Origin of the sequence: Streptomyces sp. NBC_00178, assembly GCF_036206005.1 — a bacterium.
Lineage (GTDB): Bacteria > Actinomycetota > Actinomycetes > Streptomycetales > Streptomycetaceae > Streptomyces.
In genome coordinates, this window is record NZ_CP108143.1 from 999,836 (window position 1) to 1,025,109 (window position 25,274).

Sequence of the window (25,274 nt, forward strand, 5' to 3'; positions counted from 1 at the left end):
TGCCCGGCCCGACCCCTGCACCGGCCCTGTACGAGCCGGGCAGCCGACCCCCGCACCTCCCCTTGTAACCCCACCCGCACCACCCGTGGGCGACTGGCCCGCTCAGAGGGCGGAACGGGCAACGGGCGGACCAAAGCGCCGAGCGCCCGACGCCGCCCACCCCCGCCCCACACGCACCCAGACGGGACACAGAATCGGTGGCGCCCGAGGCCTCCCAGTCGTCGGCCCAGCCGATGATGTGCGCGCCCACGGACGCTGCGGCTGTGAGGACGTTCTCCCGCTGGCGCTCAGGGGACGACGTCGCCAGCTTCACGCGCGACAGGCGCCGCACGCCGAGCAGGCATTTACCGCATCCGTCGTAGGGGCGTTCGATCACATGTGGGGTCGTACCGTGCAAGATTCTTTCCGTTCGCGCACGCACAGTACGGAGAATCGGCGGCACGCCCCAGCTGGACGATCTGGGTCAGCCGAAAAAGCTCAGCCGCACCTGACGGTTGTGATTTGAGATGTTGGTGTCGACCAGACACACGGACTGCCACGTCCCGAGCTCCAGCCGGCCTCCGATCACCGGCAAGGTCGCGTGCGGCGGCACCAGGGCGGGAAGCACGTGGTCGCGGCCGTGTCCCGGGCTGCCGTGGCGGTGGCGCCAGCGGTCGTCGGGCGGGAGCAGGTCCTGGAGAGCGGCGAGGAGGTCGTCGTCGCTTCCGGCCCCCGTCTCCAGGATCGCGATCCCGGCTGTGGCATGGGGGACGAAGATGTTGAGCAGGCCGTCCCTGCCAGGAGCCGAGCGGGCCAGGAACTGGGCGCAGTCCTCTGTCAGGTCCGTGACCGTTTCGGTCCGTCCCGTGGTGACGCTGAGCAGGTGTGTGGCAAAGGTGTCGGACATGGACTCATTCTCCCGGGCGGGGCGGAGGTCCGCGAAGTCCGCCCCGCCGGGGACCAGCCTGCCGGCGGGACCTGAAAGGGGTCCGGGCGGGCTGGGGAAGGCGAGGCCAGGGAAGCTCCGGTTCCGCCCGGGAAGACACGGGCCTCCCCCACAGTTGGTAGAAGCGTGAACGATATCGGGATCCGCGAGCTGGACGTGGTCGTCATCGGCGCCGGTCAGGCGGGACTGTCCGCCGCGTACCACCTGCGCCGCAGCGGGCTCGAGCCCGACCGGGACTTCGCGGTGCTCGATCATGCGCCCCGCCCCGGTGGCGCCTGGCAGTTCCGCTGGCCCTCGCTCACGTACGGCAAGGTGCACGGCATGCATTCGCTCCCGGGCATGGAGCTCACCGGCGCCGACGGGAACCGGCCTTCGTCCGAGGTCATCGGCGAGTACTTCGACGCGTACGAGCGACGGTTCGGCCTGCGCGTGCACCGCCCCGTCGAGGTGAGCCGCGTACGCGAGGGGGTCGGCGGGCGTCTGCTCGTGGAGACCTCGGAGGGTGCCTACTCCACGCGCGCGCTGGTCAACGCCACCGGCACGTGGGACCGGCCGTTCTGGCCGCGCTGTCCCGGCCAGGATTCCTTCCTCGGCCGGCAACTGCACACCGCGAACTATCCGGGGCCCGCCGAGTTCGCCGGTCTGCGGGTGGTGGTGGTCGGCGGTGGCGCGTCGGGTACCCAGCATCTGATGGAGATCGCCGAGGTGGCCGAGGAGACGTTCTGGGTGACACGTCGCCCGCCGGTGTTCCGCGAAGGACCCTTCGGTGAGGACGCGGGCCGTGCCGCCGTGGCCATGGTGGACGAGCGCGTACGCAGCGGACTTCCTCCGCGGAGCGTGGTCAGCGTGACCGGCCTGCCGCTCAACGACGCCATTCGGCGCGCACGCGAGCGGGGGATCCTGGACCGCCTCCCGATGTTCGAGCGGATCACCCCGGACGGCGTGGTCTGGCCCGACGGCCGTTCCGTCCGGGCCGACGTCATCCTCTGGGCGACCGGCTTCCGCGCCGCCGTCGATCATCTGGCGCCGCTGAGGCTCCGGGAGCCCGGAGGTGGCATTCGCGTGGAGGAGACCCGAGTCGTACGGGACCCACGCGTCCATCTCGTCGGCTACGGCCCGTCCGCCAGCACCATCGGCGCCAATCGGGCCGGGCGGGCCGCCGCCCGCTCGTTGACCCGGCTGCTGGACGGCGTTCCGGCCCTGCACTGACCCCGGGACGGTGGGTCGGCCAGGCCCCGGACCGTCAGACGGCGGCCGCGGGGACGGTCACGCCGCTGTCGCGGCGGATCAGGGCGGCGTAGCGGCCGTCCTTGGCGAGCAGTTCCTCATGCGTTCCCCGCTCCGCCGCCGAGCCCCCGTCCAGCACCACGATCTGGTCCGCGTCCCGGACGGTGGACAGCCGGTGCGCGATGGTGAGCGTGGTGCGTCCTTCGGACAGGGCGTCGATGGCCTGCTGCACGGCGTGTTCGGTTCGGGTGTCGAGGGCGCTGGTCGCCTCGTCGAGAATCAGCACGGGCGGGTTCCGGAGAATCGTCCGGGCGATCGCCAGGCGCTGCTTCTCGCCGCCCGAGAACCGGTAGCCGCGCTCCCCCACGAGCGTGTCGTAACCGTCGGGCAGACCGGCGATGTGGTCGTGGATCTGGGCGGCGCGGGCGGCGGCCTCGATCTCCTCGTCGGTGGCGTCGGGCTTCGCGAAGCGGAGGTTCTCGGCGACCGACGCGTGGAAGAGGTAGGTCTCCTGGGAGACCACACCCACGGCGCGGGCGAGGGTGTCGAAGTCGAGGTCGCGCACGTCGACGCCGTCGATCGTGACGCGGCCCCCCGTGACGTCGTACAGGCGCGGCACGAGGTAGCTGAGGGTGGACTTGCCCGATCCGGTGGGACCGACGACGGCCAGACTGTTCCCGGCCGGTACCGATACGTCGATGCCGCTCAGCGTGGGACCGCTCTTCTCGTCGTAGCTGAAGGTGACGTCCTCGAAGGCGACCTCGCCACGGATGTGCTCCAGGCGAACCGGCTTGTCGGGTTCGGTGATGTCCACCTTCAGGTCGAGGTACTCGAAGATGCGGGCGAACAGGGCCAGGGACGTCTGCATCTGCACCCCGGTGGAGAGCAGGCTCACGGCCGGGCGGAACAGCCCCTGCTGGAGCGAGACGAAGGCGACGAGCGTCCCGATGGAGACGCCGGTGGCGCCCGACTGGAGGGTGAGTCCCGCCGCCCAGTAGATGACGGCGGGCATGGCCGCCATCACGATCCCGATCGTCGACATCCGCCAGCGTCCGGCCATGTTGGAGCGCACTTCGAGGTCGACCAGGCGTTCGGACTCCTCGGAGAAGGTCTTCGTGAGGGAGTCCGAGCGGCCCATCGTGCGGCCGAGCAGGATGCCGCTGACCGAGAGCGATTCGGTGACGGTGGCGGCCATGGCCGCCATCTGCCGCTGGCGCTGCGTGGTGATCTTCTTGCGCTCACGGCCCACGCGACGGCTGATCCAGACGAAGACCGGCAGGAGCAGCAGCGAGACGACGGTGAGCCGCCAGTCGAGCGCGAGCATGGCGACCACGGTGGCGATGACCGCGGTGAGGTTGGAGACGAGGGAGGTCGCGGTGGAGGTGACCGTCGCCTGCATCCCGCCGATGTCGTTGGCGATACGGGACTGCACCTCGCCCGTACGGGTCCGGGTGAAGAAGGCGAGCGGCATCCGCTGCAGCTGTGTGTAGACGGCGGTCCGCAGGTCGTGCATGACGCGCTGGCCGACGGTGGTGGAGATGAGGGTCTGCAGGACGCCGAAGACGCTGTTCATCACGGCGGTGAGGATCATGCCGAGGGCGAGCAGTGTCAGCAGGCCGGTACGCCCCTGGGGGATCGCGGTGTCCAGGATCTCCCGGAGGAGGAAGGGCGACGCGACCGACACCAGGGAGGATGCGCCGACCAGGAGTGCGACCACCGCGAGCCTGCCGCGGTAGGGCCGGAACAGCCGGAAGATGCGGCGCAGCTCGGCGGGCGGTTGCCCGGCCTCGGCGGCGGAGGGTGTCCAGGTGGGTTCGTCGGGTTTCATGGGCTCCTTCGAGAGCGTGTGGGGAGGGACCGGCCGGGCTCGGGCCTGCGGGGTGGATACGGAGCGTGGGCAGGGCGGGCATGCCCCGGAGGACACCGAGGCCGCACGAGCCACGAGCCACGAGCCACGATTCGAGAGCCTAGCTCATTGTTACCTCTATACACAATGAACCACATCCTGATATTGTTCCCTCATGGAATCCCCAGACTCCGACGGCATGCTGGCCGAACAGCTGCTGAGGCTCACGCGCCGCCTCCAGCGCATCCAGAGCCGTCAGCTGGAGCCGATCGGCATCACGCCGGCCCAGTTCCGCCTGCTGCGCACGACCGCTCACTACGACGGGCCGCCCCGCATGGCCGATCTGGCCGAGAGGCTGGACGTCGTCCCCCGGGCCGTCACCACCCTCGTGGACGGCCTGGAGGCGAGCGGCCGGGTACGGCGTGCACCGGACCCGACCAACCGCAGGGTGATCCGCATCGAGATCACGGAGGAGGGCCGGGCCGTGCTCCGCTCGATGCGCGCCGCGCGCAAGGCCGCGGCGGAAGAGATCCTGGCTCCGTTGACCGCCGACCAGCGCGAGGTGCTCGGCGGACTGCTGACCGCGCTGGTCGACGGGATGCCGGAGCGCCGCCGCTGCTGAGACACGCGGTGCGACACCCGCACGCCACAGCCGTGAACACCGCCCGCTCGTCACGCGGGGAGGTTCCGCCACCTTGCGGTCGAGCCGCGTACGACGCCAGGAGCGGGGCGGCCAGCGCCCGGAGCCCCTCGGGAATCAGACGCTTCGACAGATCAGCCCTCGCGGCACCATCGTGCCGCTCGAACCTCAAGTCACCGGGCACAGCCCTCTAGACGCCGGCCGATGCGGCCGATCTGGCGGCCTGGTCGATCTTCGCGCAGTAGGCGGCGCGGGCTTCCTCATCGATCTGCGCCTCATGTTCGGGGCGCATCCCCGTTCGACCGTCGACACCTTCGCGCAGGATGTCGGCATGCCCGGCATGCCGGTTCGTCTCGCCGAGGACGTGGACGATGACGGCGAACAGGTTCGTGCTGGAATGAGGCTCCGGCCACCAGGGCACGCGGCCGTGGGCATCGAGGGGCAGCGCCTGGATCGTCGCGTCCGAGTGTTCCCACGTGCGCCGGTAGTACTCGGTGATCTGATCGCAGGTCTCGCCCTCGGTCGCCCACAGATCGCTGCCGTCGTGGTCCTGCCACCGGGGCAGCGGTTCCGGGAAAGGGCGGGCGAAGACCTCGCCGAAGTACCTGGCCTCCACGCCGGCCACGTGCTTGATCAGGCCGAGGAGGTTGCTCCCGGTGACTGTCAACGGGCGGCGGGCGTCGTATTCGGACAAGCCGTCGAGCTTCCAGAGCAGCGCCTCGCGGTCCCGCCGCAGTCTCCCGTGCAGGTTGTCCTTCGCGAATTCGTCGATCATGCGGCATGAGCCTGCCACGGGCTACCAGCGGCCTCAAGGTTCCGTTCGTGGGCCGCAACGACCGGACCGCCCGAAGTCCGGCCATGGCCGGTGCCCCGAGCAGCCACAAGAAGCCGGGGAACCGGCCACGCGGGAACGAGCTGCTGGGCGCAGGCCGTCAGGACGTGGGCGGTGGGTGTCGGCCGCGTCCGTCGTCGGTCGTGCCGACCGCTGCGGAGCAGCCGGGACGGGCCCCGGGTTCCACGGTTCCGCCCGGGTCGGCGGCCTGTCTCCGGGACGGACCGCGCGACCGGCCGGCACCACCACTGCGCGCTCATCGAGCCGGAGGAGGCGACTCGCCCCGTCGCCCGACCGCCACCGATACGGCCATGGATGCGGCCTCGGCCTCGGCCACCGCCACCGCCACCGCCACCGCCACCGCCACCGCCACCGCCACCGCCACCGCCACCCGCGAATAATCGGTTGCCCCGCGCCAGGCCGGGACGCGAAGCTTGCACGGTTTGGTCCCCCGCTGGCCACGTGGTCCGCACGTGGCCTCCGCCATCCGATTCCTGGGACGACATGCAGATTCGCGATCTCCCGTACTCCGATCCCGGCGATCCTGATGTCCGGTCCGGCCCCCGTTTCCTGCTCTGGCTCGGCCGGGGTCAGATCGCCGGTCAGCTCAAGTCCCTGTCCTGGGGGCTGCTGCACCACTGCGCGATCGCGGGCCTCCCGCTCGCCGTCGGATTCGCGGTCCAGGCCGTCATCGACCGTTCCGGCCGGGACCTGGCGCTGGCGGGCGGGCTCCTGCTCGTCCTCGGCGTCCTCATCGCCGTGGGCGACACCATGCTCCACCGCACCGCGGTCACCAACTGGATCACGGCCGCCGCACGCGTGCAGCAGCTTCTGGCCCGCAAGACAGCCGAACTGGGTTCGGCCCTGACCCGGCGGGTGGCGGCGGGTGAGGTGGTCGCCGTCTCCACCGGTGACGTCGAGAAGATCGGCTGGTTCGTCGAGGCGCTGTCCCGTTTCGCCGCCGCGGCCACGGCCCTGGTGCTGATCTGCGTCGGACTGGTCCTCTACCTGCCCGCCCTCGGCGTGCTGGTCGCCATCGGCACGCCCGTCCTCGCTCTGGCCATGCTGCCGCTGCTCCCCCGCGCAACCCGCAGGGCGGATCTCCAGCGCGAGAAGGCGGGCCGGGCCACCGAGCTGGCCTCCGACACAGTGGCCGGTCTCCGGGTGCTGCGCGGCATCGGCGGCGAGGACCTGTTCCTCGACCGCTATCGGCGCGCTTCCCAGGAGGTGCGCGAAGCCGCGGTGCGCAGCGCCCGTATGTGGGCCGTCATCTCCGCCGTCCAGGTGTTCCTGCCGGGAGTGCTGCTGATCTCGCTGGTCTGGTACGGGGCGACGCTGGCGAGGGACGGCCGCATCGACATCGGCCAGCTGGTGACCGTGTACAGCGCGGCGACCCTGATGCTGTTCCCGCTGCGCAACGTGGAGGAGATCGCGATGGCGTACTCCTTCTCGCGCCCTTCCGCGCAGCGGGCCGTGCGGGTGCTCTCGCTGCACCGCACCACCCGCAGCTCAACGGCCGACGCCGCACCGCCGGGTGATGTGTACGACCCGGTGACCGGACTCATGGCCCCGCAGGGCCTGTTCACCGCCGTGGTCTGCGGCGATCCCGACGAGGCGGGCAGGCTCGCCGAACGGCTGGGCGGTCACGCGGAGCAGGACGACGCGTCCGCTCCGCCCTCGGTACTGCTGGGCGGTGTGCCGCTGGACGATCTGCCGCTCGCGGTGGCGCGGGCCTCGGTGCTCGTGCAGGACAAGGATCCGGTGCTCCTGTCGGGCACGCTGCGCGAGCTGCTGGACGTGCCGTCGTCGGGTGACGTCCCGCCGGGCGACGCGCTGGCGGCGGCCCAGTGCGGCGACGTGCTGGACGCGCTGGCCCAGGCCTCGGCCGACACGGCCGGCGACCCCATGGACACCCGCATCACCGAGCGGGGACGGTCGCTGTCGGGCGGTCAGAGGCAACGGCTCGCGCTGGCGCGTTCACTGGTCACCGATCCGGAGGTCCTCGTACTGGACGAGCCGACGTCTGCCGTCGACTCGCACACGGAGGCCAGGGTCGCGGCCGGCGTCGAACGGCTGCGCCGGGGCCGCACCACGGTGGCCTTCGCGTCGTCCCCGCTGCTGCTGGACCTGGCGGACCGCGTCGTGCTGCTGCACGAGGGCGCCGTCGTGGCGGCCGGTACACACCGCGAACTGCTGCGGGACGAACCGCGTTACCGGGCGGTCGTCACCCGCGAGACCGAGGACGAGGCCGCGGTACCGGACGCGCGGGGCGGTCTCGCCGTCGTCGACGGACTCCGGCCGGCCCGGACGGCCGATGAGATCGAGGAGAGAGCATGATCGGCGTGGCTCCACCGGCGTACGACCCGGCCGCCCCCGAGTCGGCGACGACCCTGCCCGTGGGGACGCCGGCGACGGTGCGGGCGTACGTGCGCGCGCTGCTGCGGCGCCACCGCAGGGCGTTCGCGGTGCTGATCGCGGTCAACGCCGTCGCGGTGATCGCCTCGATCACCGGTCCCTACCTGCTGGGCGGGCTGGTCGAGGATCTGTCCGAAGGGGTGACGGACCTGCATCTGGAGCGCACCGTCTCGGTGTTCGCGGTGGCGCTGATCGTGCAGACCGTGTTCACCCGGACCATGCGGCTGCGCGGTGCGATGCTCGGTGAGGAGATGCTCGCGGATCTGCGCGAGGACTTCCTCGTGCGCTCGGTCGGGCTGCCGCCCGGTGTCCTGGAGCGGGCCGGTACCGGGGATCTGCTGTCCCGGATCACGACGGACATCGACCGGCTGGCCAACGCGATGCGTGAGGCCGTGCCGCAGCTGGCGATCGGGGTGGTGTGGGCCGGTCTGCTGCTCGGCGCGCTCGCGGTCACGGCTCCGCCCCTCGCGCTCGCCGTGCTGATCGCGCTGCCGGTGCTCGTCGTGGGCTGCCGCTGGTACTTCCGCCGGGCGCCGTCGGCGTACCGCTCGGAGGCCGCGGGTTACGCGGCGGTCGCGGCGGTGCTCGCCGAGACCGTGGACGCCGGCCGGACCGTGGAGTCCCACCGGCTGGGCGCCCGCAGGATCGCGCTGTCGGACCGGCGGGTGGCGGAGTGGACGGCCTGGGAGCGGTACACGCTCTTCCTGCGCTCGGTGCTCTTCCCGGTCATCAACACCACCTACGTCACGATCCTCGGCGCGGTGCTGCTGCTGGGCGGCTGGTTCGTGATGGAGGACTGGATCACCGTCGGTCAGCTGACGACGGGTGCGCTGCTGGCGCAGATGATGGTGGACCCGCTCGGCCTGATCCTCCGCTGGTACGACGAACTCCAGGTCGCGCAGGTGTCGTTGGCCCGGCTGGTGGGTGTCCGGGAGATCGAGCCGGACGCGGGCGACGACCTGGTCGGCCCGGACGGTCGTGAGGTCAGGGCCGAGGGGGTGCGGTTCGGGTACCGCGCCGGTGTGGACGTCCTGCACCAGGTGTCCCTGGAGGTCGCCCCGGGCACCCGGATGGCACTGGTGGGGCCGTCGGGTGCGGGCAAGTCCACCCTGGGCCGTCTGCTGGCGGGGATCTACGCCCCCCGGACCGGCGAGGTCACCCTGGGCGGCGCCGAGCTGTCCCGCATGACGGCGGAGCGGGTGCGGTCCCACGTCGCGCTGGTGAACCAGGAGCACCACGTCTTCGTGGGTTCGCTCCGGGACAACCTCCTGCTGGCCCGTACGGACGCCGGGGACGCGGAACTGTGGGCGTCGCTCGCCGCGGTGGACGCGGACGGCTGGGCCCGTGCACTCGACAAGGGGCTGGACGCGGAGGTGGGCTCGGGCGGCCTGGCCCTCACGCCCGCGCAGGCGCAGCAGATCGCGCTGGCGCGGCTCGTGCTGGCGGACCCGCACACGCTGGTGCTGGACGAGGCGACGTCCCTGCTCGATCCCCGGGCGGCCCGTCATCTGGAGCGTTCGCTGGCCAAGGTGCTCGACGGGCGTACGGTCGTGGCGATCGCGCACCGGTTGCACACCGCGCACGACGCCGATGTGATCGCGGTGGTCGAGGACGGCCGGATCAGTGAGCTGGGCAGCCATGACGCGCTCGTGGCCGCGGACGGCGCCTACGCGGCGCTGTGGCGCTCCTGGCACGGCTGAGCCGACGACCGGGCCGACGTGGCCCGGACCCCGGAGCCGCCGGTGGGGGAAAGAGCCCACCGGCGGCTCCGGCGCGCACGGGAGGCGAACTCGGTCCCGTCCGGTGAGGATGAGGGGTGACTGGCTCCGGATACGGGGCAGGCGAGCGATGACCGCGTAAGCCCGAGAAGGGACGCACACCGTGGCACGACCCAGGATTCTCGTTGTCGGCGCCGGCTTTGCCGGGGTCGAGTGCGTGCGCAGGCTGGAACGCACCCTCGCCCCGGGCGAGGCGGAGATCGCGCTCGTCACCCCGTTCTCGTACCAGCTCTACCTGCCGCTGCTCCCCCAGGTCGCCTCCGGGGTGCTCACCCCGCAGTCGGTGGCCGTGTCGCTGCGCCGCAGCAGGCGCCACCGCACCCGGATCGTGCCCGGCGGGGCCATCGGAGTGGACACGAAGGCCAAGGTCTGCGTGGTCCGCAAGATCACGGACGAGATCGTGAACGAGCCGTACGACTACATCGTGCTCGCGGCCGGCAGCGTCACCCGGACGTTCGACATCCCGGGCCTCGTCGAGAACGCCCGGGGTATGAAGACCCTGGCGGAGGCCGCGTACATCCGTGATCACGTCATCTCGCAGCTGGACCTGGCCGACGCCAGCCAGGACGAGGAGGAGCGGGCGTCCAGGCTCCAGTTCGTGGTGGTGGGCGGCGGGTACGCCGGTACGGAGACGGCCGCGTGTCTGCAGCTGCTCACCACCAACGCCGTCAAGCACTACCCCAGGCTGGACCCGAAGCTGATCAAGTGGCACCTGATCGACATCGCGCCGAAGCTGATGCCGGAACTCGGTGACAAGCTCGGAACCAGCGCCCTGGAGATCCTGCGCAGGCGCGGCATCGAGGTCTCGCTCGGTGTGTCCGTCGCGGAGGCGGGCCCGGACAAGGTGACGTTCACGGACGGCCGGGTGCTGCCCTGCCGCACGCTGATCTGGACCGCCGGGGTCGCGGCGAGTCCGCTGATCGCCACCCTCGGCGCCGAGACGGTGCGCGGCAGGCTCGCGGTGACACCGGAGATGACCCTGCCGGGGGCCGACGGGGTGTTCGCGCTCGGCGACTCGGCGGCGGTCCCCGACCTGGCGAAGGGCGGCGACGCGATCTGCCCGCCCACCGCGCAGCACGCCATCCGCCAGGGCCGGAAACTCGCCGACAACATCATCGCGTCGCTGCGGGGCGGCGCGCTCCAGCCGTACGTCCACAAGGACCTCGGTCTGGTCGTGGACCTCGGCGGCCGGGACGCCGTCTCCAAGCCGCTGGGCATCGAGCTGAAGGGTCTGCCCGCCCAGGTGGCGGCCCGCGGGTACCACTGGGCGGCGCTGCGGACCAACGTCGCCAAGACCCGTGTCATGACGAACTGGCTGCTGAACGCGATCGCGGGTGACGACTTCGTGCGCACCGGCTTCCAGGCCCGCAAGCAGGCCACGCTGCGCGACTTCGAGTACACCGACGCCTACCTCTCGCCGGAGGAACTGCACGCCCGCACGGCCGGGGCGGACCTCCGGGGCTGACGGCAGGACCTGCGGCCCCCTTCCCGGATCGTGCGTCCGGGGCGGGGGCCGCCGGCTTGTCCCGCGTCCGGGCCGGGGGCCGCCGGCGTGTCCGGGGAAGGCCGTCAGGCCCGGCGCGCGAGCACCGTCTCGACCGTGTCCGCCTCGTCGGCGCGCTTGTCCTCGCGGTAGCGCAGGACACGGGCGAACCGCAGCGTGACACCGGCCGGGTAGCGGGTGGAGCTCTGGAGCCCGTCGTAGGCGATCTCCACGACGAGTTCCGGGCGCACGGTCACGACGTGGCCGTCGTCGCCGGTGGAGAGCTCCTGGAGACGTCCGGTCTGCCAGCCGAGCATGGTGTCGGTGAGTCCCTTGAAGGTCTTGCCGAGCATCGCGAAGGTGCCGTCCTCGCGGCGAGCCCCCAGGTGCAGGTTGGAGAGCTTCCCGGTGCGCCTGCCGTGCCCCCATTCGGCTGCCAGGACGACCAGGTCCAGGGTGTGCACGGGTTTCACCTTCAGCCAGGACGCGCCGCGCCGGCCCGCGCTGTAGGCCGCCCCCGTGCCCTTGACCACCACGCCCTCGTGTCCGCGGGCCAGGGTGTCCTCGGAGAACGCCACCGCCGCGGCGCGCAGGCCCTCGTCCCCGGGGTCCGCCACGACGACGCGCCGGACGCGCATGGGTTCCGGCACGAGGGCGGCCAGTTCGCGGTGGCGGTCGGCGAAGGGCAGGTCCAGCAGGTCGCGGCCGTCGGCGGACAGTACGTCGAAGAACACCGGGACCACGGGGACGGTCTCGGCGGCGTCGGCGACGTCCCGGCGGGAACCGACGCGCCCCGCGGTCTCCTGGAAGGGCCGGGGCCTGCCGTCGGGGCCGAGCGCGATCACCTCGCCGTCGAGGATGAACCGCCCGGCGGGGAATCCGGTCACGGCCGTCGCGAGCTCGGGCAGCCGGTCCGTGATGTCGTCGAGCGTGCGGGTGTAGACCCGCACGCTCGCGCCGTCCCTGTGCACCTGTACGCGGATCCCGTCCAGTTTCTCCTCGACCGCGCAGGGGCCGAGCTTGTCGACGGCCTCGAGGACCGAGCGTGCGGTGTGGGCGAGCATCGGCTGCACCGGCCGGCCGACGGTGAGCCGGAAGGACGCGAGGGCGCCGGGTCCCTCCGTGAGCAGCGCCCGGGCCACGTCTCCGAGGGAACCGGCGAGCATCACGGCGCGCCTGACCTCGGCGGCCGGCGCTCCCGCGGCGTCGGCGAGGGCTTCGGCGGCCACGGCGTCCAGTGCGCCCTGGCGCACCTCACCGGTGAGCAGGGCCCGCAGGAAGCGCTGCTCCTCCGCGGTGGCCGCGCCGAACAGCGAGGTCAGACGTTCCTTGCGGGCGGTCTGCGAGCCGGGGCCCTTCAGTGCGCCGATCGCGGTCAGCTCCGCGTCCGTCCCGGTCACGGTCAGCGTGGGGGTGTCCGCGGGCGTCACGTCGCCGCGCAGGGTGCTCCAGCCGATCCCGAGCCGCCCCTGCGGGAGGCGGCCGGCGAGGTACGGGATGACGACGGGGACGTCGTCGGGCCCCGTCTCCCGGAACAGGGCGGCGAGGAGCGCGGTCTTCCGGGTCCGGGCCGACGTCTCGGCGACCTCCAGGGACACGTGGGCGAGCCGGGCGAGCAGCATGCGGCCATGGTGCTACGCCGCCGCGCCCGCCGCCCCCGGAACGGTCCCGCGCCTGGCCTCGGCAGGTCCCCGCGGCGGGATCGTGCCGGGGCGGGGCGCCGCGTCAGATGACGTTGAGGGCTGCGGCAGCGCCCACTCCCCCGAGGATCATGAAGGCCGGCATCAGCACCTTGATCTCCACCCAGCTGCCGGCGCGGAAGCGCATGAACTTGGGCGGTCCGAGGGCGTACCAGCGCTTGCGGCCGAGCGGTATGGGCCACAGGATCGGGCAGCCCGAGACGGTGAGCGCGTCGCCGATGTCGTGGACGAGGGCGCCGAGCACGATCGGGAGCCCCAGCCAGAGGTACTCCTGCCCAGGGGCGTCGAAGAGCCAGGTCGAGCCGTTGCCCTGCTTGTCGAGGACGCCGGCCAGGATCCAGGCGCTGGTCGCCCCGAGCAGCCACACGAGGACGTCGCTGGACACCCTGGCCGCGCGCCAGAGGAGACCTTCGACGGCGAGGACGAGGTGGACGAAGAGGATGGCCAGGACGGCCCACCGGCCGCCGAAGACCGCGGCGGCCGAGGCGGTGGCGCCGGTCAGGACCGCCCACAGCCAGGTGTGGGTGAGTGTGCGGTGGCCACCGGTCCTGCGGGGGTCGCCGGGTCCCTTCGTCGCCTTGTAGACGGCGTACGAGAGCTTGTCGACGATCTCGCAGACCGCCTTGGAGACGGGGCCGAAGGCGCGCGAGATCGTGGCCGACTTGTGGTCGAGGTCCGGGGCGAGAGCCGCACCGGCGGTGATCAGGGCTCCGACGACGAGCACGGGCCAGGGCATCGTGTGACCCGCGGCTGCGGCCGCGGCACCCACCCCCAGCCAGGCCGCCGCCCCTGACAGAGAGTGTGCCGGTCCCATCATGGCTTTTTCCCGCCCCCATCGTCGTTCGGCCGTGTGCCACGGCAGGGCCGCCATTGCCTCTGCGAGGCGGCCGAGTTGAGTGGGCAGCGTATCGTCCGTGATCTTCACGCGGTCCTCCGGTTCCCTCATCCGGGCCGGAGGCAGGCAAGATGGGCACGTGACCCTTATCGATCAGCTCCCCCCGACCGCCGACCCGGACGCCCTCTTCGAGTCCTTCTCGTCATGGACCGAATCCCAGGGCATCACCCTCTACCCGGCTCAGGAGGAGGCGCTGATCGAGGTGGTCTCCGGGGCGAACGTGATCCTCTCCACGCCCACGGGCTCGGGGAAGAGCCTCGTCGCGGCGGGCGCGCACTTCACCGCTCTGGCCCAGGACAAGGTCACGTTCTACACCGCGCCGATCAAGGCGCTGGTCTCGGAGAAGTTCTTCGACCTGTGCAAGCTCTTCGGCACGGAGAACGTCGGCATGCTGACGGGCGACGCCTCGGTCAACGCGGACGCGCCGGTGATCTGCTGTACGGCCGAGGTCCTCGCCTCGATCGCGCTGCGTGACGGCAAGTACGCCGACATCGGCCAGGTCGTGATGGACGAGTTCCACTTCTACGCCGAGCCCGACCGGGGCTGGGCGTGGCAGATCCCGCTGCTGGAGCTTCCGCAGGCGCAGTTCGTGCTGATGTCGGCGACCCTCGGCGACGTCTCGATGTTCGAGAAGGACCTGACCCGTCGCACCGGGCGCCCGACGTCGGTGGTGCGTTCCGCGACACGGCCGGTGCCGCTGAGCTACGAGTACCGGCTGACGCCCATCACCGAGACGCTGACCGAGCTGCTCGACACCAGGCAGTCGCCCGTCTACATCGTGCACTTCACGCAGGCCGCGGCGGTCGAGCGCGCCCAGTCGCTGATGAGCATCAACATGTGCAGCAAGGAGGAGAAGGAGAAGATCGCCGACCTGATCGGCAACTTCCGCTTCACCACCAAGTTCGGCCAGAACCTCTCGCGGTACGTGCGCCACGGGATCGGGGTGCACCACGCGGGCATGCTCCCCAAGTACCGCCGCCTCGTCGAGAAGCTGGCGCAGGCGGGCCTGCTGAAGGTGATCTGCGGGACGGACACGCTGGGCGTCGGCGTCAACGTCCCCATCCGCACGGTGCTGTTCACGGCGCTCACCAAGTACGACGGCACCCGGGTCCGCACCCTGCGCGCACGGGAGTTCCACCAGATCGCGGGCCGCGCCGGCCGGGCCGGCTTCGACACGGCGGGCTTCGTCGTGGCGCAGGCGCCCGAGCACGTCATCGAGAACGAGAAGGCCGTCAAGAAGGCCGGGGACGACCCCAAGAAGAAGCGCAAGGTGGTCCGCAAGAAGGCCCCCGAAGGCTTCGTCGCCTGGTCGGAGACCACCTTCGACAAGCTGATCCAGTCCGACCCCGAGCCGCTGACCTCCCGCTTCCGGGTCACGCACACGATGCTCCTGTCGGTCATCGCCCGGCCGGGCAACGCCTTCACGGCGATGCGCCATCTGCTGGAGGACAACCACGAGCCGCGCCGCGCCCAGCTGCGGCACATTCGCAGGGCCATCGCGATCTACCGCTCGCTGCTCGACGGCGGGGTGGTGGAGCGGCTCGGCACACCCGACGCCGAGGGCCGGATCGTGCGGCTCACCGTCGACCTGCAGCAGGACTTCGCCCTCAACCAGCCCCTGTCGACGTTCGCGCTGGCCTCGTTCGACCTGCTGGACGTCGAGTCACCCTCGTACGCCCTGGACATGGTCTCCGTGGTCGAGTCGACGCTCGACGACCCGCGGCAGATCCTGGCCGCTCAGCAGAACAAGGCGCGGGGTGAGGCCGTCGGGCAGATGAAGGCGGACGGCGTCGAGTACGAGGAGCGCATGGAGCGGCTCCAGGAGGTCACCTACCCGAAGCCGCTGAGCGAGCTGCTGTGGCACGCCTACGACGTGTACCGGACGAGCCACCCGTGGGTCGGCGACCATCCGGTGTCGCCGAAGTCGGTGATCCGGGACATGTACGAACGGGCCATGACCTTCACGGAGTTCACCTCGAACTACGAGCTGGCCCGCACCGAGGGCATCGTGCTGCGCTACCTGGCGAGCGCGTACAAGGCGCTCGAGCACACCATCCCCGACGACCTGAAGTCCGAGGACCTGGAGGACCTGATCGCCTGGCTGGGCGAGATGGTGCGCCAGGTGGACTCCAGTCTCCTGGACGAGTGGGAGCAGCTGGCCAACCCGGAGGTGGAGACCGCGGAGCAGGCGCAGGAGCGGGCCGACGAGGTCAAGCCGGTCACGGCCAACGCCCGGGCCTTCCGGGTCCTGGTGCGCAACGCGATGTTCCGCCGGGTGGAGCTGGCCGCCCTGGACCGGGTCAGGGACCTGGGCGAGCTGGATGCCGACGCGGGCTGGGACGAGGACGCGTGGGGCGAGGCGATGGACGCCTACTGGGACGCGCACGAGGAGCTGGGCACGGGCCCGGACGCGCGTGGCCCGAAGCTGCTGAAGATCGACGAGGATCCCGGTCACGGGCTGTGGCGGGTGTGGCAGGCGTTCGCCGACCCGGCCGGGGACCACGACTGGGGTATCAGTGCGGAGGTCGATCTCGCGGCCTCCGACGAGGAGGGCCGGGCAGTCGTCCGGGTCACGGCCGTGGGCCAGCTGTGACGGCGCACCGGCCGGAAGAGTGGAGAACAACCGCATGACGAACCCCGCCGACAGCCTGGTCGAACTGCTCGACCTGGAGCGGATCGAGGTCAACATCTTCCGCGGCCGGAGCCCCGAGGAGTCCCTGCAACGGGTCTTCGGCGGTCAGGTCGCGGGCCAGGCGCTGGTCGCGGCCGGCCGCACCACGGACGGGGACCGTCCGGTGCACTCCCTGCACGCGTACTTCCTGCGGCCGGGGCGCCCCGGCGTGCCGATCGTGTACGACGTGGAGCGGGTGCGGGACGGCCGCTCCTTCACCACCCGCCGGGTCACGGCGGTGCAGCAGGGCCGGACGATCTTCAACCTGACCGCGTCCTTCCACCGGCCGGAGGAGGCGGGCTTCGAGCACCAGCTGCCGCCCGCCCGCACGGTGCCGGACCCCGAGGATCTGCCGACGGTCGCCGACGAGGTGCGCGAGCACCTGGGCGGGCTGCCGGAGGCGCTGGAGCGGATGGCGCGGCGCCAGCCCTTCGACATCCGCTACGTGGACCGGCTGCGCTGGTCGCAGGAGGAGATCAAGGGCGCGGACCCGCGCAGCGCGGTGTGGATGCGCGCGGTCGGCCCGCTGGGCGACGATCCGCTGGTGCACACGTGCGCGCTGACGTACGCGAGCGACATGACGCTGCTGGACGCGGTGCGCATCCCGGTCGAGCCGTTGTGGGGACCGCGCGGCTTCGACATGGCGTCGCTGGACCACGCGATGTGGTTCCACCGGCCGTTCCGGGCCGACGAGTGGTTCCTGTACGACCAGGAGTCGCCGATCGCCACGGGGGGCCGGGGGCTGGCCAGGGGCCGGATCTACGACCGTCAGGGGCAGTTGCTGGTGTCCGTGGTGCAGGAGGGGCTCTTCCGCCGTCTCGACGCCTCGTAGGCGGGCGGCGGGTCAGATCCCGGGCAGCGGGTCCTGGTCCACCTCGTGCCGGCGGGTCCGGATGTCAGGGCCCGCCGGGTGCAGTTTGGCGTCGCAGGCGGGTCCCAGCCCGGCACGGCGGGACTCCGCTCCGGTGAGGGGGCGTCCGCAGAGGTCGCAGCGCACGGCGCGGCGGCCCGGGGCCGGGGCGGGCCCGGTCTGCGGTTCGGGGAATTCGGGAAAGGGCTCGGCGGACTCCACGGGTCGATCCTCTCAAGCCGGTGGGGCGCGCCGCGACGGTGTGGTCACCCGCCCGCAGGTCGGCCTCCGGAAACTGTGCCGTTGTGGGAGGGTATCGGTCCATGACCGCCCGATCTCTGTCATACCCCTGCGAAAGCACCTGTCCGGCAGGGGGTCCGGGGCCGTTCCTCCGGCGTCACGGGGGTGCCGCGTGGACATGATCCACGTCCGGGCCGTCAGCCCTCCGGATCTCACCGACCGGGTGGAGGAGCTCCTCGCCCGCGATCCGTACGTCCTGAACCTGGTCGTGCTGCGGGGTGCGGCGCGTGGTCCCGACGGCGACTTCGTCGCCTGCGACGTGCTGACGGGGGCCGCGGACGAGGTCCTGCGCGGCCTGCGGGAGCTCGGGGTGGACCGGCGCGGTTCCGTCGTCGTCGAGTCCGTCGACATGGCGTTCCCGGGAAGGGCCGCCGACGACGCGACGAGCAGGCTCGGGGTCCTCGTCGGGGCACCGGTCTGGGAGCAGGTGGAGGCACGCATCCGGTCAGGCGGGAGATACCCTCCGAGCTTCTACTTCTACCTGGTCGTCGCGGGCCTGATCGGCTCGGTCGGCATCGTGACCAACTCGCAGATCCTGATCGTCGGGGCGATGGTCGTCGGACCCGAGTACGGGGCCATCGTCGCGGTCGCCCTGGGCATCGAGCGCAAGGACCGGCCCATGGTCCGCAGGGGGCTGTCCGCGCTCGGTGCGGGTCTCCTCCTGACGATCGCGATCACCCTCGTCTTCAGTCTGCTCATCCGCGCCTTCGGCCTCCAGTCCGAGGCGTTCGACCGGGGGCTGCGGCCCGTCTCCGACCTGATCAACACCCCCAACTTCTTCTCGTTCGCCGTCGCGGCTCTCGCCGGTGTCGTCGGCATCGTCTCGCTCACCGAGGCACGCACGAGCGCCCTGCTCGGGGTGTTCATCTCCGTCACGACCATTCCGGCGGCCGCGGCCATCAGCGTCTCGACGGCCTTCGCGAGCTGGTCCGAGGCGTGGGGGTCCCTGGTGCAGCTGCTGGTCAACATCTCGGTCCTCATCGTGGTGGGCGCCGGTGCGCTCAGGTGCCAGCGGGCGATCTGGCGGCGCGCGGGCCCGGGCGGGTTCCTCGCAGGCCCCCGCTCCTGATCGGTGGGACCGGGACGTCGCCGAGCGGCCGGAAACGGGCCGACCCGGGATGATGGAGGGGTGCGGGCCGCCCCCCACGGCCTCACGAGCCGCCAGGAGGGTCGTCATGCCCCAGGAACCCACCTCACCGCTCCGTGCCGCTCCGGGTGCGACACCCCAGGAACGGGCCGCGCTCGGCCGGTCCGCCCGCAAGCGGGCCCCCCGGTCGGGCCACAGCGTGTACGAGCGACCGGCGGGGCGGCCGGATCCGCTGGCCCTCCTCGAGGCCCAGTCGGCCGCCAGGGTGCACGAGCTCGTTCCCATCCGGTACGGGCGGATGACGGAGTCGCCGTTCCGCTTCTACCGCGGGGCCGCCGCGATCATGGCATCCGACCTTGCCGGGACGCCGGTCTCCGGCATCAGGGCCCAGCTCTGCGGTGACGCCCACCTGCTGAACTTCCGGCTGCTCGCCTCCCCCGAACGCAATCTGCTCTTCGACATCAACGACTTCGACGAGACCCTGCCGGGGCCCTGGGAGTGGGACGTGAAGCGGCTGGTGGCGAGTCTCGTCATCGCGGGGCGCGCCAACGGCTTCTCGGACAAGGAGCGGGCCGGCGTCGTGCGGGCCACCGTGCGCTCGTACAGGGAGGCGATGACCGGGTTCGCGGCGATGCGGAATCTCGAGGTCTGGTACACGAAGACGGACGTGGACCGCCTGCGGGCGGTGGCCTCGGACAAGCTCGCCGCGCGAGGGCGCAAGCGGGTGGCGAGGGCGACGGCGAAGGCCCGCACCCGCGACAGTCTGCAGGCGTTCGGCAAGCTCACCGAGGTGAGCGGCGGGAGGCTCAGGATCGCCGCGGACCCGCCTCTGGTCGTGCCGGTCGCCGACCTGCTGCCCGACGCGGAACGACGCGCGACGGAGGGGCAGTTCCACAGGCTTCTGCGACGCTACGGCCGCAGCCTGCCCTCGGACCGGCGGGCGCTGCTGGCCGACTTCGAGCCCGTGGACCTCGCCCGCAAGGTCGTGGGCGTGGGCAGCGTCGGGACGCGCTGCTGGATCATCCTGCTGCTGGGCAGGGACGGCGGGGACCCCCTCTTCCTCCAGGCGAAGGAGGCGGACACCTCCGTGCTCGCGCCGCACGCGGGGGCGAGCGCCTACCGGAACCAGGGCGAACGGGTGGTGGCGGGCCAGCGCCTGATGCAGGCCGCGGGTGACATCTTCCTCGGCTGGGAGCGCGTGGAGGGGTTCGACGGGAAGCGCCGGGACTTCTACCTGCGTCAGCTGCGCGACTGGAAGGGCATCGTCGAACCCGAACTCATGGTGCCGCGCGGCATGACCGCCTTCGGTGAGCTGTGCGGTTCGACACTGGCCCGCGCGCACGCGCGGTCCGGCGACCGCATCGCGATCGCGGCCTACCTCGGCCGCGGCGACGTGTTCGACCGGGCGCTGGTGCCGTTCGCCGAGCTGTACGCCGACCAGAACGAGAGGGATCACCGGGCCCTGGTCGACGCGGTGTCCGCCGGCAGACTTCCGGTCGCCCACGAGAGCGCTGCCTAGCGGACCCGCATTCGCTGCCACTCGACAGCGGGTACATCACAGACATAAGCGGACATCGTGGTATCACCGTGTGGACCCCCGCCGGGCGGAACGCCCCGGCCGGGACCCGACACCGAGGAGACCATGACCATGTCGGCCGAACCGGTCGGAGCACCCGGCGCGGAGGCCCCCGATCCGCTCACGGTGGTCCGCACCCGGGGATACGCGGTGCTGCTGATCATGGTGGCACTCCTCGGAGTCCCCCTCTCCGCTGCGGCGTTCGGGTTCCTCGCCCTCGTCCATGAACTGGAGACCCTGACCTTCGAGGACCTCCCCCGCGGGCTGGGCTTCGACGGCGCACCGTCGTGGTGGCCGGTGCCTCTGCTCGCCGTGTCGGGTCTGCTCACCGGGCTGGCCGTCCATTACCTGCCCGGGACGGGTGGACACGAGCCGGCCGAGGGGTTCGTCAATTCAGGGTCGCCGACCGCCGCGCAGCTTCCCGGGGTGGCGCTCGCGGCGCTGGCGTCGCTCGGGCTCGGCGTGGTCCTCGGCCCCGAGGCACCTCTCATCGCCCTCGGCGGCGGACTCGCCGCGTACGCGGCTCACCTGCTGAAGCCGGGCATCGAGCCGCGCGCGGGCGCGATGGTGGCGGCGGCCGGCAGCTTCGCCGCCGTCAGCGCACTGCTCGGCTCACCGCTTCTCGGTGCGTTCCTGCTGATGGAGGCGTCGGGACTGGCCGGGATGATGCTCGGCATCGTCCTCGTGCCGGGGCTGCTGGCCTCGGGAATCGGTTCGCTCATCTTCATCGGCCTGGGCTCGTGGACCGGCCTGGGTACGTACTCCCTGACGCTTCCTCACGTGCCGCACACCCCCCAGCCCACCGTGGCCGAGTTCGGCTGGGCACTCGTGCTCGGGGCGGCTGCCGCCCTCGTCGGAACGGGCGTCAGACGGCTCTCGCTGTCGCTCAGGGACCGTGTCGCGCAGCGGCGGATCGTCGCGACCGTGGTGATGGGTCTGACCGTCGGCGTCCTCGCCCTCCTCTACGCGGAGAGTACGGGCAGGGAGGCCTCCGAAGTGCTCTTCTCCGGCCAGGACGACCTCGGCGGCCTGCTCGCCGAGGACGCCACGTACACGGCCGCGACCCTCCTGGTGCTGATCGTCTGCAAGGCGCTCGCCTACTCCGCCTCGCTGAGCGCCTTCAGGGGCGGCCCCATCTTCCCGTCGATGTTCCTCGGCGCGGCGGGCGGGCTGGCGCTCTCGCACCTGCCCGGCCTGAACGCCACCTCGGGTTTCGCGATGGGCATCGGGGCGATGTGCGTGGCCATGCTCCGCCTGCCCTTGACGTCGGTGCTGCTGGCCACGCTGCTGCTGGGACGCGAGGGCATCACCGTCATGCCGCTCGTGATCGTCTCCGTGGTGGTCTCCTACGTCCTGGTGCTCAGGTTCGAGCGCCCTTCGAAGGCGAGCACAGCGCCCAGATGACGAAGATGTTGATCGCGATGAGGACGATCGACCAGAACGGGTAGTACGGGAGCCACAGGAAGTTGGCGACCACCAGGAAGCCCGCGAGCAGGACCCCGACGGCCCGGGCCCAGAACGCCCCGGTGAACAGCGCGCAGCCGGCGATCACCACCACGATGCCCAGGATGAGGTGCACCCAGCCCCAGCCGGTCAGGCTGAACTGGAAGACGTAGTTGCGCGTCGAGACGAACAGGTCGTCCTTGGCGATCGCGGCGACCCCTTCGAGGATGGCCATCGCGCCGCCGAAGATCATCATTACCGCGGCGAAGGTGGTCCACCCGGTCACGGCGACCCGGCGTCCGCCACCGGAGTCGTGACCCGCCCGCGTCCCGCTCATGCTTCCAGCCATGTCGGCCTCCTCGTTTCCGCAGCCGATGCCGGCACGCAAGCGCCGAAATGCGGCTTATGTTGCCTTTACCAAGACTGACACGCCATCACCCGATCGGCACATGGACGGCCGCGACCCCTCGATCCCAGAACAGAGATATGCTCCCGAATATGAGAGGCGATGCGTGCCGGGACTCCGTGGACGCCCGGCTCGCGGCGCGACTGGCGGCGCTGCGTACCGAGCACGGCTGGTCCCTCGACGAACTGTCCGGCCGGGCCGGCGTGAGCCGGTCCACGCTGTCGCGGCTGGAGCGGGGCGAGCTGAGCCCGACCACTTCGGTCCTCGGACAGCTCTGCACGGCCTACGGGCGGACGATGTCACGTCTCCTGATGGAGGTGGAGGAGGAACCCGCACCCCTCGTCCGGGCCGCGAGCCAGCCGGTCCGGCGCGACGAGCGGTCCGGATTCACGCGCCGGTCCGTCTCCCCGCCCCATCCCGCGCTGCGCGGCGAGGTCGTCGAGGGCACGCTCGACGCGGGTGCCTCGATCGTCTACGGGAACGCACCCGTGCCGGGGGTCGAGCAGCACGTCTGGGTGCTCGACGGCACGGTCGAGATCACCGTGGAGGGCGCCGCGCACACCGTGCACAGGGGCGACTGCCTGCGCTTCCGGCTGCACGGCCCCTCCCGCTTCCACTGCCCCGGACCGGACCCGGTCCGCTACGCCCTGCTGATCGTCCTGCCGTGAACGTGAAAGGACCCGCTTCATGACCGAGATCGTCTCCGTGTCCGGCCCCGAACTGGTCACTTACGCCGATGAACTCGCCACCCTGCTCATCGAGGCCGTGGAGGGCGGCGCCTCCGTGGGTTTCCTCTCCCCCCTGGACCGGACGACCGCGGCCGACTGGTGGCGCGAGCGGGCCGGGGCCGTGGAGTCCGGCAGCCAGCAGGTGTGGATCGCACGCGACGGCGACGCACGCGCGGTCGGCACGATCAGCCTCGTCAGGACGGCCCTGCCCAACGCCCGTCACCGTGCGGAGGTCGCCAAGCTCGTCGTCGCGCCGTCGGCGCGCGGCCGGGGCATCGGCCGCGCACTGCTGACCGCCGTCGAGGAGTGGGCGGCCGCGGCGGGCCTGACCCTGCTGGTCCTGGACACCGAGACGGGGAGCGACGCCGAGCGCCTGTACCGGTCCGAGGGCTGGACTCCCTGCGGATCGGTCCCGGACTACGCGGCGGACCCCTACGGCACGCTCCGGGCCACCACCTTCTACTACCGGTCCCTCGGCCGCCCGGGGGCCGCCGCCTGAGGGGCGTCACAATGGGAGCGACGCCACGCTCATCGAGGAGATACTTCATGACCCTGCACGACATCCCGCTCCGCACGCTCACCGGCGAGCCGACGACCCTGGGCGCCTACAAGGGCTCGGCCGTCCTGCTGGTGAACGTCGCCTCCAAGTGCGGGCTCACTCCCCAGTACGCCGGCCTGGAGAACCTCCAGAAGACCTACGGGGACCGCGGGTTCACGGTTCTCGGCGTGCCCTGCAACCAGTTCGCGGGCCAGGAGCCGGGCACGGCGGAGGAGATCCAGACGTTCTGCTCGACGACGTACGGGGTCAGCTTCCCGCTGCTGGAGAAGGTCGACGTCAACGGCGAGAACCGGCACCCGCTCTACACGGAGCTGACGAAGCTCGGCGACTCCGAGGGCGCGGCCGGTGACGTCCAGTGGAACTTCGAGAAGTTCCTGATCTCGCCGGCCGGTGAGCCGGTCGCCCGCATCCGCCCCCGCACCGAGCCGGAGGCCCCCGAGGTCGTGGCGGTCATCGAGGCGAACCTGCCGCGCTAACGGGCGGGCCGGCACGGGGGCCGGACCGCTTCGGCGGTCCGGCCCCCGTCGCGCCCGGGCGGGAGGCCTTACCGGATCGGCATCCCGGACAGGGTGCGGGCGATCACCAGGCGCTGGATCTCGCTCGTGCCCTCGAAGATGGTGTAGATCGCGGCGTCACGGTGCATGCGCTCCACCGGGTACTCGCGGGTGAAGCCGTTCCCGCCTAGGATCTGCACGGCCTGCGCGGTGACCGTCTTGGCCGTCTCGCTGGCGTAGAGCTTCGACATCGACCCCTCGGCCGCCGTGAACGGCTTCCCGGCGCTCGCCATCCAGGAGGCGCGCCAGACGAGGAGGCGCGCCGCGTCGATCTGCGTACGCATGTCGGCCAGCTGGAAGGCCACGCCCTGGTTGTCGATGATCGGGCGGCCGAACTGGGTGCGGGTCCTGGCGTAGTCGAGGGCGACCTCGTAGGCGGCGCGGGCGGTGCCGACCGCCATGGCGCCGACGGCCGGGCGCGACGCCTCGAAGGTGGCCATCGCCGCGTTCTTGAGGCGCTCGCCGCCGGACTTCGCCCGCTCGCGGGCACGGGCCAGACGCTCGTCGAGCTTCTCCTTGCCGCCGAGCAGGCAGTGGCCGGGGATCCGCACGTCCTCCAGCACCACCTCGGCGGTGTGCGAGGCGCGGATGCCGTGCTTCTTGAACTTCTGGCCCTGCGACAGGCCGGGGGTGGCCGGCGGGACGATGAAGGAGGCGTGGCCCTTCGAGCCGAGTTCGGGGTCGACGACGGCGACGACGACGTGGACGTTGGCGATACCGCCGTTGGTCGCCCAGGTCTTGGTGCCGTTGAGCACCCACTCGTCCTTGGCCTCGTCGTAGACCGCACGGGTGCGCATCGAGGCCACGTCCGAACCGGCGTCGGGCTCGGAGGAGCAGAAGGCGGCGACCTTGACGTCGTCGGCGTCACCGTACATCTGGGGAATCCAGGTGCCGATCTGCTCCTCGGTGCCGTTGGCGAGGACGCCCACGGCCGCGAGGCCCGTGCCGACGATCGACAGGGCGATGCCCGCGTCGCCCCAGAACAGCTCCTCCATCGCCACGGGGATGCCGAGTCCCGTGGGGTCGAAGAACTGCTGGGCGTAGAAGTCGAGGGAGTAGATGCCGACCTTGGCCGCCTCCTGGATGACGGGCCACGGCGTTTCCTCACGCTCGTCCCACTCCGAAGCGGCCGGCCGGATCACCTCGGCGGCGAATCCGTGCAGCCAGTCACGGACCTGCTTCTGGTCGTCGTTGAGCTCGAGCGTGAACTCGGCCATGTTCCCTCCATGCACTTCCGGATAACCCGTTACTAGCGGTAACAACAGTCTGTTACCAGCAAGTAGCCTCTGTCAACCGCCCCGCTGCGGATCAACGTGCGGCCGAGCAGGGTGTTACGTTGCCCGGGCGTGACGAGATCGA

The 25,274-nt window shown here is 71.6% G+C and carries 21 protein-coding genes; 13 read left to right on the plus strand and 8 right to left on the minus strand.

Annotated features, from left to right (window positions below):
- Positions 1 to 463: 463 nt before the first annotated feature.
- Positions 464 to 886, minus strand: coding sequence for a secondary thiamine-phosphate synthase enzyme YjbQ (locus tag OHT61_RS04145; RefSeq protein ID WP_329035114.1), 423 nt, complete (start codon positions 884 to 886; stop codon positions 464 to 466).
- Between the two features lie 180 nt (positions 887 to 1,066).
- On the opposite strand from OHT61_RS04145, the gene OHT61_RS04150 reads away from it, so the two are divergent.
- On the plus strand, positions 1,067 to 2,134 hold the full coding sequence (locus tag OHT61_RS04150; RefSeq protein ID WP_329043089.1) for an NAD(P)-binding domain-containing protein: 1,068 nt from the start codon (positions 1,067 to 1,069) through the stop codon (positions 2,132 to 2,134).
- A gap of 34 nt (positions 2,135 to 2,168) precedes the next feature.
- On the opposite strand, the gene OHT61_RS04155 is transcribed toward OHT61_RS04150, so the two are convergent.
- Positions 2,169 to 3,980, minus strand: coding sequence for an ABC transporter ATP-binding protein (locus OHT61_RS04155; protein ID WP_329035116.1), 1,812 nt, complete (start codon positions 3,978 to 3,980; stop codon positions 2,169 to 2,171).
- 193 nt (positions 3,981 to 4,173) lie between these two features.
- Between OHT61_RS04155 and OHT61_RS04160 the strand changes: the two genes are divergently transcribed.
- Positions 4,174 to 4,620 carry a MarR family winged helix-turn-helix transcriptional regulator gene (locus OHT61_RS04160; RefSeq protein ID WP_329035118.1) on the plus strand — a complete coding sequence of 149 codons (447 nt, stop codon included), beginning with the start codon at positions 4,174 to 4,176 and terminating at the stop codon, positions 4,618 to 4,620.
- Between the two features lie 208 nt (positions 4,621 to 4,828).
- On the opposite strand, the gene OHT61_RS04165 is transcribed toward OHT61_RS04160, so the two are convergent.
- Positions 4,829 to 5,413 carry a DinB family protein gene (locus OHT61_RS04165; protein ID WP_329035120.1) on the minus strand — a complete coding sequence of 195 codons (585 nt, stop codon included), beginning with the start codon at positions 5,411 to 5,413 and terminating at the stop codon, positions 4,829 to 4,831.
- A 561-nt stretch (positions 5,414 to 5,974) separates the two neighbouring features.
- Between OHT61_RS04165 and OHT61_RS04170 the strand changes: the two genes are divergently transcribed.
- The 3 genes from OHT61_RS04170 to OHT61_RS04180 all read left to right on the plus strand — a co-directional run bounded on the left by OHT61_RS04170 (position 5,975) and on the right by OHT61_RS04180 (position 11,128).
- Entirely contained in the window at positions 5,975 to 7,807 is a 1,833-nt protein-coding gene (locus OHT61_RS04170) for an ABC transporter ATP-binding protein (RefSeq protein ID WP_329035121.1), read from the plus strand.
- The gene (locus tag OHT61_RS04175; RefSeq protein ID WP_329035122.1) at positions 7,804 to 9,585 is read left to right on the plus strand and encodes an ABC transporter ATP-binding protein; all 1,782 of its coding nucleotides are present in this window, start codon (positions 7,804 to 7,806) and stop codon (positions 9,583 to 9,585) included. Before OHT61_RS04170 ends, OHT61_RS04175 begins: the two co-directional genes overlap by 4 nt.
- Positions 9,586 to 9,766: 181 nt before the next feature.
- Entirely contained in the window at positions 9,767 to 11,128 is a 1,362-nt protein-coding gene (locus OHT61_RS04180; protein WP_329035124.1) for an NAD(P)/FAD-dependent oxidoreductase, read from the plus strand.
- Between the two features lie 104 nt (positions 11,129 to 11,232).
- Here OHT61_RS04180 and OHT61_RS04185 read toward each other — a convergent pair whose 3' ends face one another.
- Positions 11,233 to 12,768, minus strand: coding sequence for an ATP-dependent DNA ligase (locus OHT61_RS04185; RefSeq protein ID WP_329035126.1), 1,536 nt, complete (start codon positions 12,766 to 12,768; stop codon positions 11,233 to 11,235).
- Between the two features lie 103 nt (positions 12,769 to 12,871).
- Complete coding sequence (locus OHT61_RS04190; protein ID WP_329035128.1) at positions 12,872 to 13,663, minus strand: metal-dependent hydrolase; 792 nt, start codon at positions 13,661 to 13,663, stop codon at positions 12,872 to 12,874.
- Between the two features lie 157 nt (positions 13,664 to 13,820).
- Here OHT61_RS04190 and OHT61_RS04195 point away from each other — a divergent pair, with 157 nt between their 5' ends.
- Together OHT61_RS04195 and OHT61_RS04200 are read left to right on the plus strand one after the other, a co-directional pair.
- On the plus strand, positions 13,821 to 16,334 hold the full coding sequence (locus OHT61_RS04195; RefSeq protein ID WP_329035130.1) for a DEAD/DEAH box helicase: 2,514 nt from the start codon (positions 13,821 to 13,823) through the stop codon (positions 16,332 to 16,334).
- Between the two features lie 34 nt (positions 16,335 to 16,368).
- Positions 16,369 to 17,244 (plus strand): acyl-CoA thioesterase, encoded by an 876-nt coding sequence (locus OHT61_RS04200; protein WP_329035131.1) that lies wholly within the window; start codon positions 16,369 to 16,371, stop codon positions 17,242 to 17,244.
- A 12-nt stretch (positions 17,245 to 17,256) separates the two neighbouring features.
- On the opposite strand, the gene OHT61_RS04205 is transcribed toward OHT61_RS04200, so the two are convergent.
- Positions 17,257 to 17,484 carry a DUF6011 domain-containing protein gene (locus OHT61_RS04205; protein WP_329035133.1) on the minus strand — a complete coding sequence of 76 codons (228 nt, stop codon included), beginning with the start codon at positions 17,482 to 17,484 and terminating at the stop codon, positions 17,257 to 17,259.
- A gap of 190 nt (positions 17,485 to 17,674) precedes the next feature.
- On the opposite strand from OHT61_RS04205, the gene OHT61_RS04210 reads away from it, so the two are divergent.
- The 3 genes from OHT61_RS04210 (at position 17,675) to OHT61_RS04220 (ending at position 21,629) form a co-directional block, all read left to right on the plus strand.
- Complete coding sequence (locus OHT61_RS04210; RefSeq protein ID WP_329035135.1) at positions 17,675 to 18,631, plus strand: DUF389 domain-containing protein; 957 nt, start codon at positions 17,675 to 17,677, stop codon at positions 18,629 to 18,631.
- 106 nt (positions 18,632 to 18,737) lie between these two features.
- Entirely contained in the window at positions 18,738 to 20,168 is a 1,431-nt protein-coding gene (locus OHT61_RS04215; RefSeq protein ID WP_329035136.1) for a DUF2252 domain-containing protein, read from the plus strand.
- A 129-nt stretch (positions 20,169 to 20,297) separates the two neighbouring features.
- The gene (locus OHT61_RS04220) at positions 20,298 to 21,629 is read left to right on the plus strand and encodes a chloride channel protein (protein ID WP_329035138.1); all 1,332 of its coding nucleotides are present in this window, start codon (positions 20,298 to 20,300) and stop codon (positions 21,627 to 21,629) included.
- Here the strand turns inward: OHT61_RS04220 and OHT61_RS04225 are convergent.
- A complete protein-coding gene (locus OHT61_RS04225) occupies positions 21,586 to 22,017 on the minus strand; it encodes a DUF7144 family membrane protein (RefSeq protein ID WP_443049359.1) in 432 nt (143 codons plus the stop codon). The genes OHT61_RS04220 and OHT61_RS04225 overlap by 44 nt on opposite strands.
- Positions 22,018 to 22,166: 149 nt before the next feature.
- Here OHT61_RS04225 and OHT61_RS04230 point away from each other — a divergent pair, with 149 nt between their 5' ends.
- Genes OHT61_RS04230 through OHT61_RS04240 form a run of 3 tightly spaced genes read left to right on the plus strand, consistent with a single transcriptional unit; the run spans position 22,167 to position 23,837 of the window.
- The gene (locus tag OHT61_RS04230; RefSeq protein ID WP_329035141.1) at positions 22,167 to 22,742 is read left to right on the plus strand and encodes a helix-turn-helix domain-containing protein; all 576 of its coding nucleotides are present in this window, start codon (positions 22,167 to 22,169) and stop codon (positions 22,740 to 22,742) included.
- 19 nt (positions 22,743 to 22,761) lie between these two features.
- Positions 22,762 to 23,301 (plus strand): GNAT family N-acetyltransferase, encoded by a 540-nt coding sequence (locus OHT61_RS04235; protein WP_329035143.1) that lies wholly within the window; start codon positions 22,762 to 22,764, stop codon positions 23,299 to 23,301.
- A 47-nt stretch (positions 23,302 to 23,348) separates the two neighbouring features.
- The gene (locus OHT61_RS04240) at positions 23,349 to 23,837 is read left to right on the plus strand and encodes a glutathione peroxidase (protein ID WP_329035144.1); all 489 of its coding nucleotides are present in this window, start codon (positions 23,349 to 23,351) and stop codon (positions 23,835 to 23,837) included.
- Between the two features lie 68 nt (positions 23,838 to 23,905).
- On the opposite strand, the gene OHT61_RS04245 is transcribed toward OHT61_RS04240, so the two are convergent.
- Positions 23,906 to 25,132, minus strand: coding sequence for an acyl-CoA dehydrogenase family protein (locus OHT61_RS04245; RefSeq protein WP_329035146.1), 1,227 nt, complete (start codon positions 25,130 to 25,132; stop codon positions 23,906 to 23,908).
- Between the last annotated feature and the right edge of the window lie 142 nt (positions 25,133 to 25,274).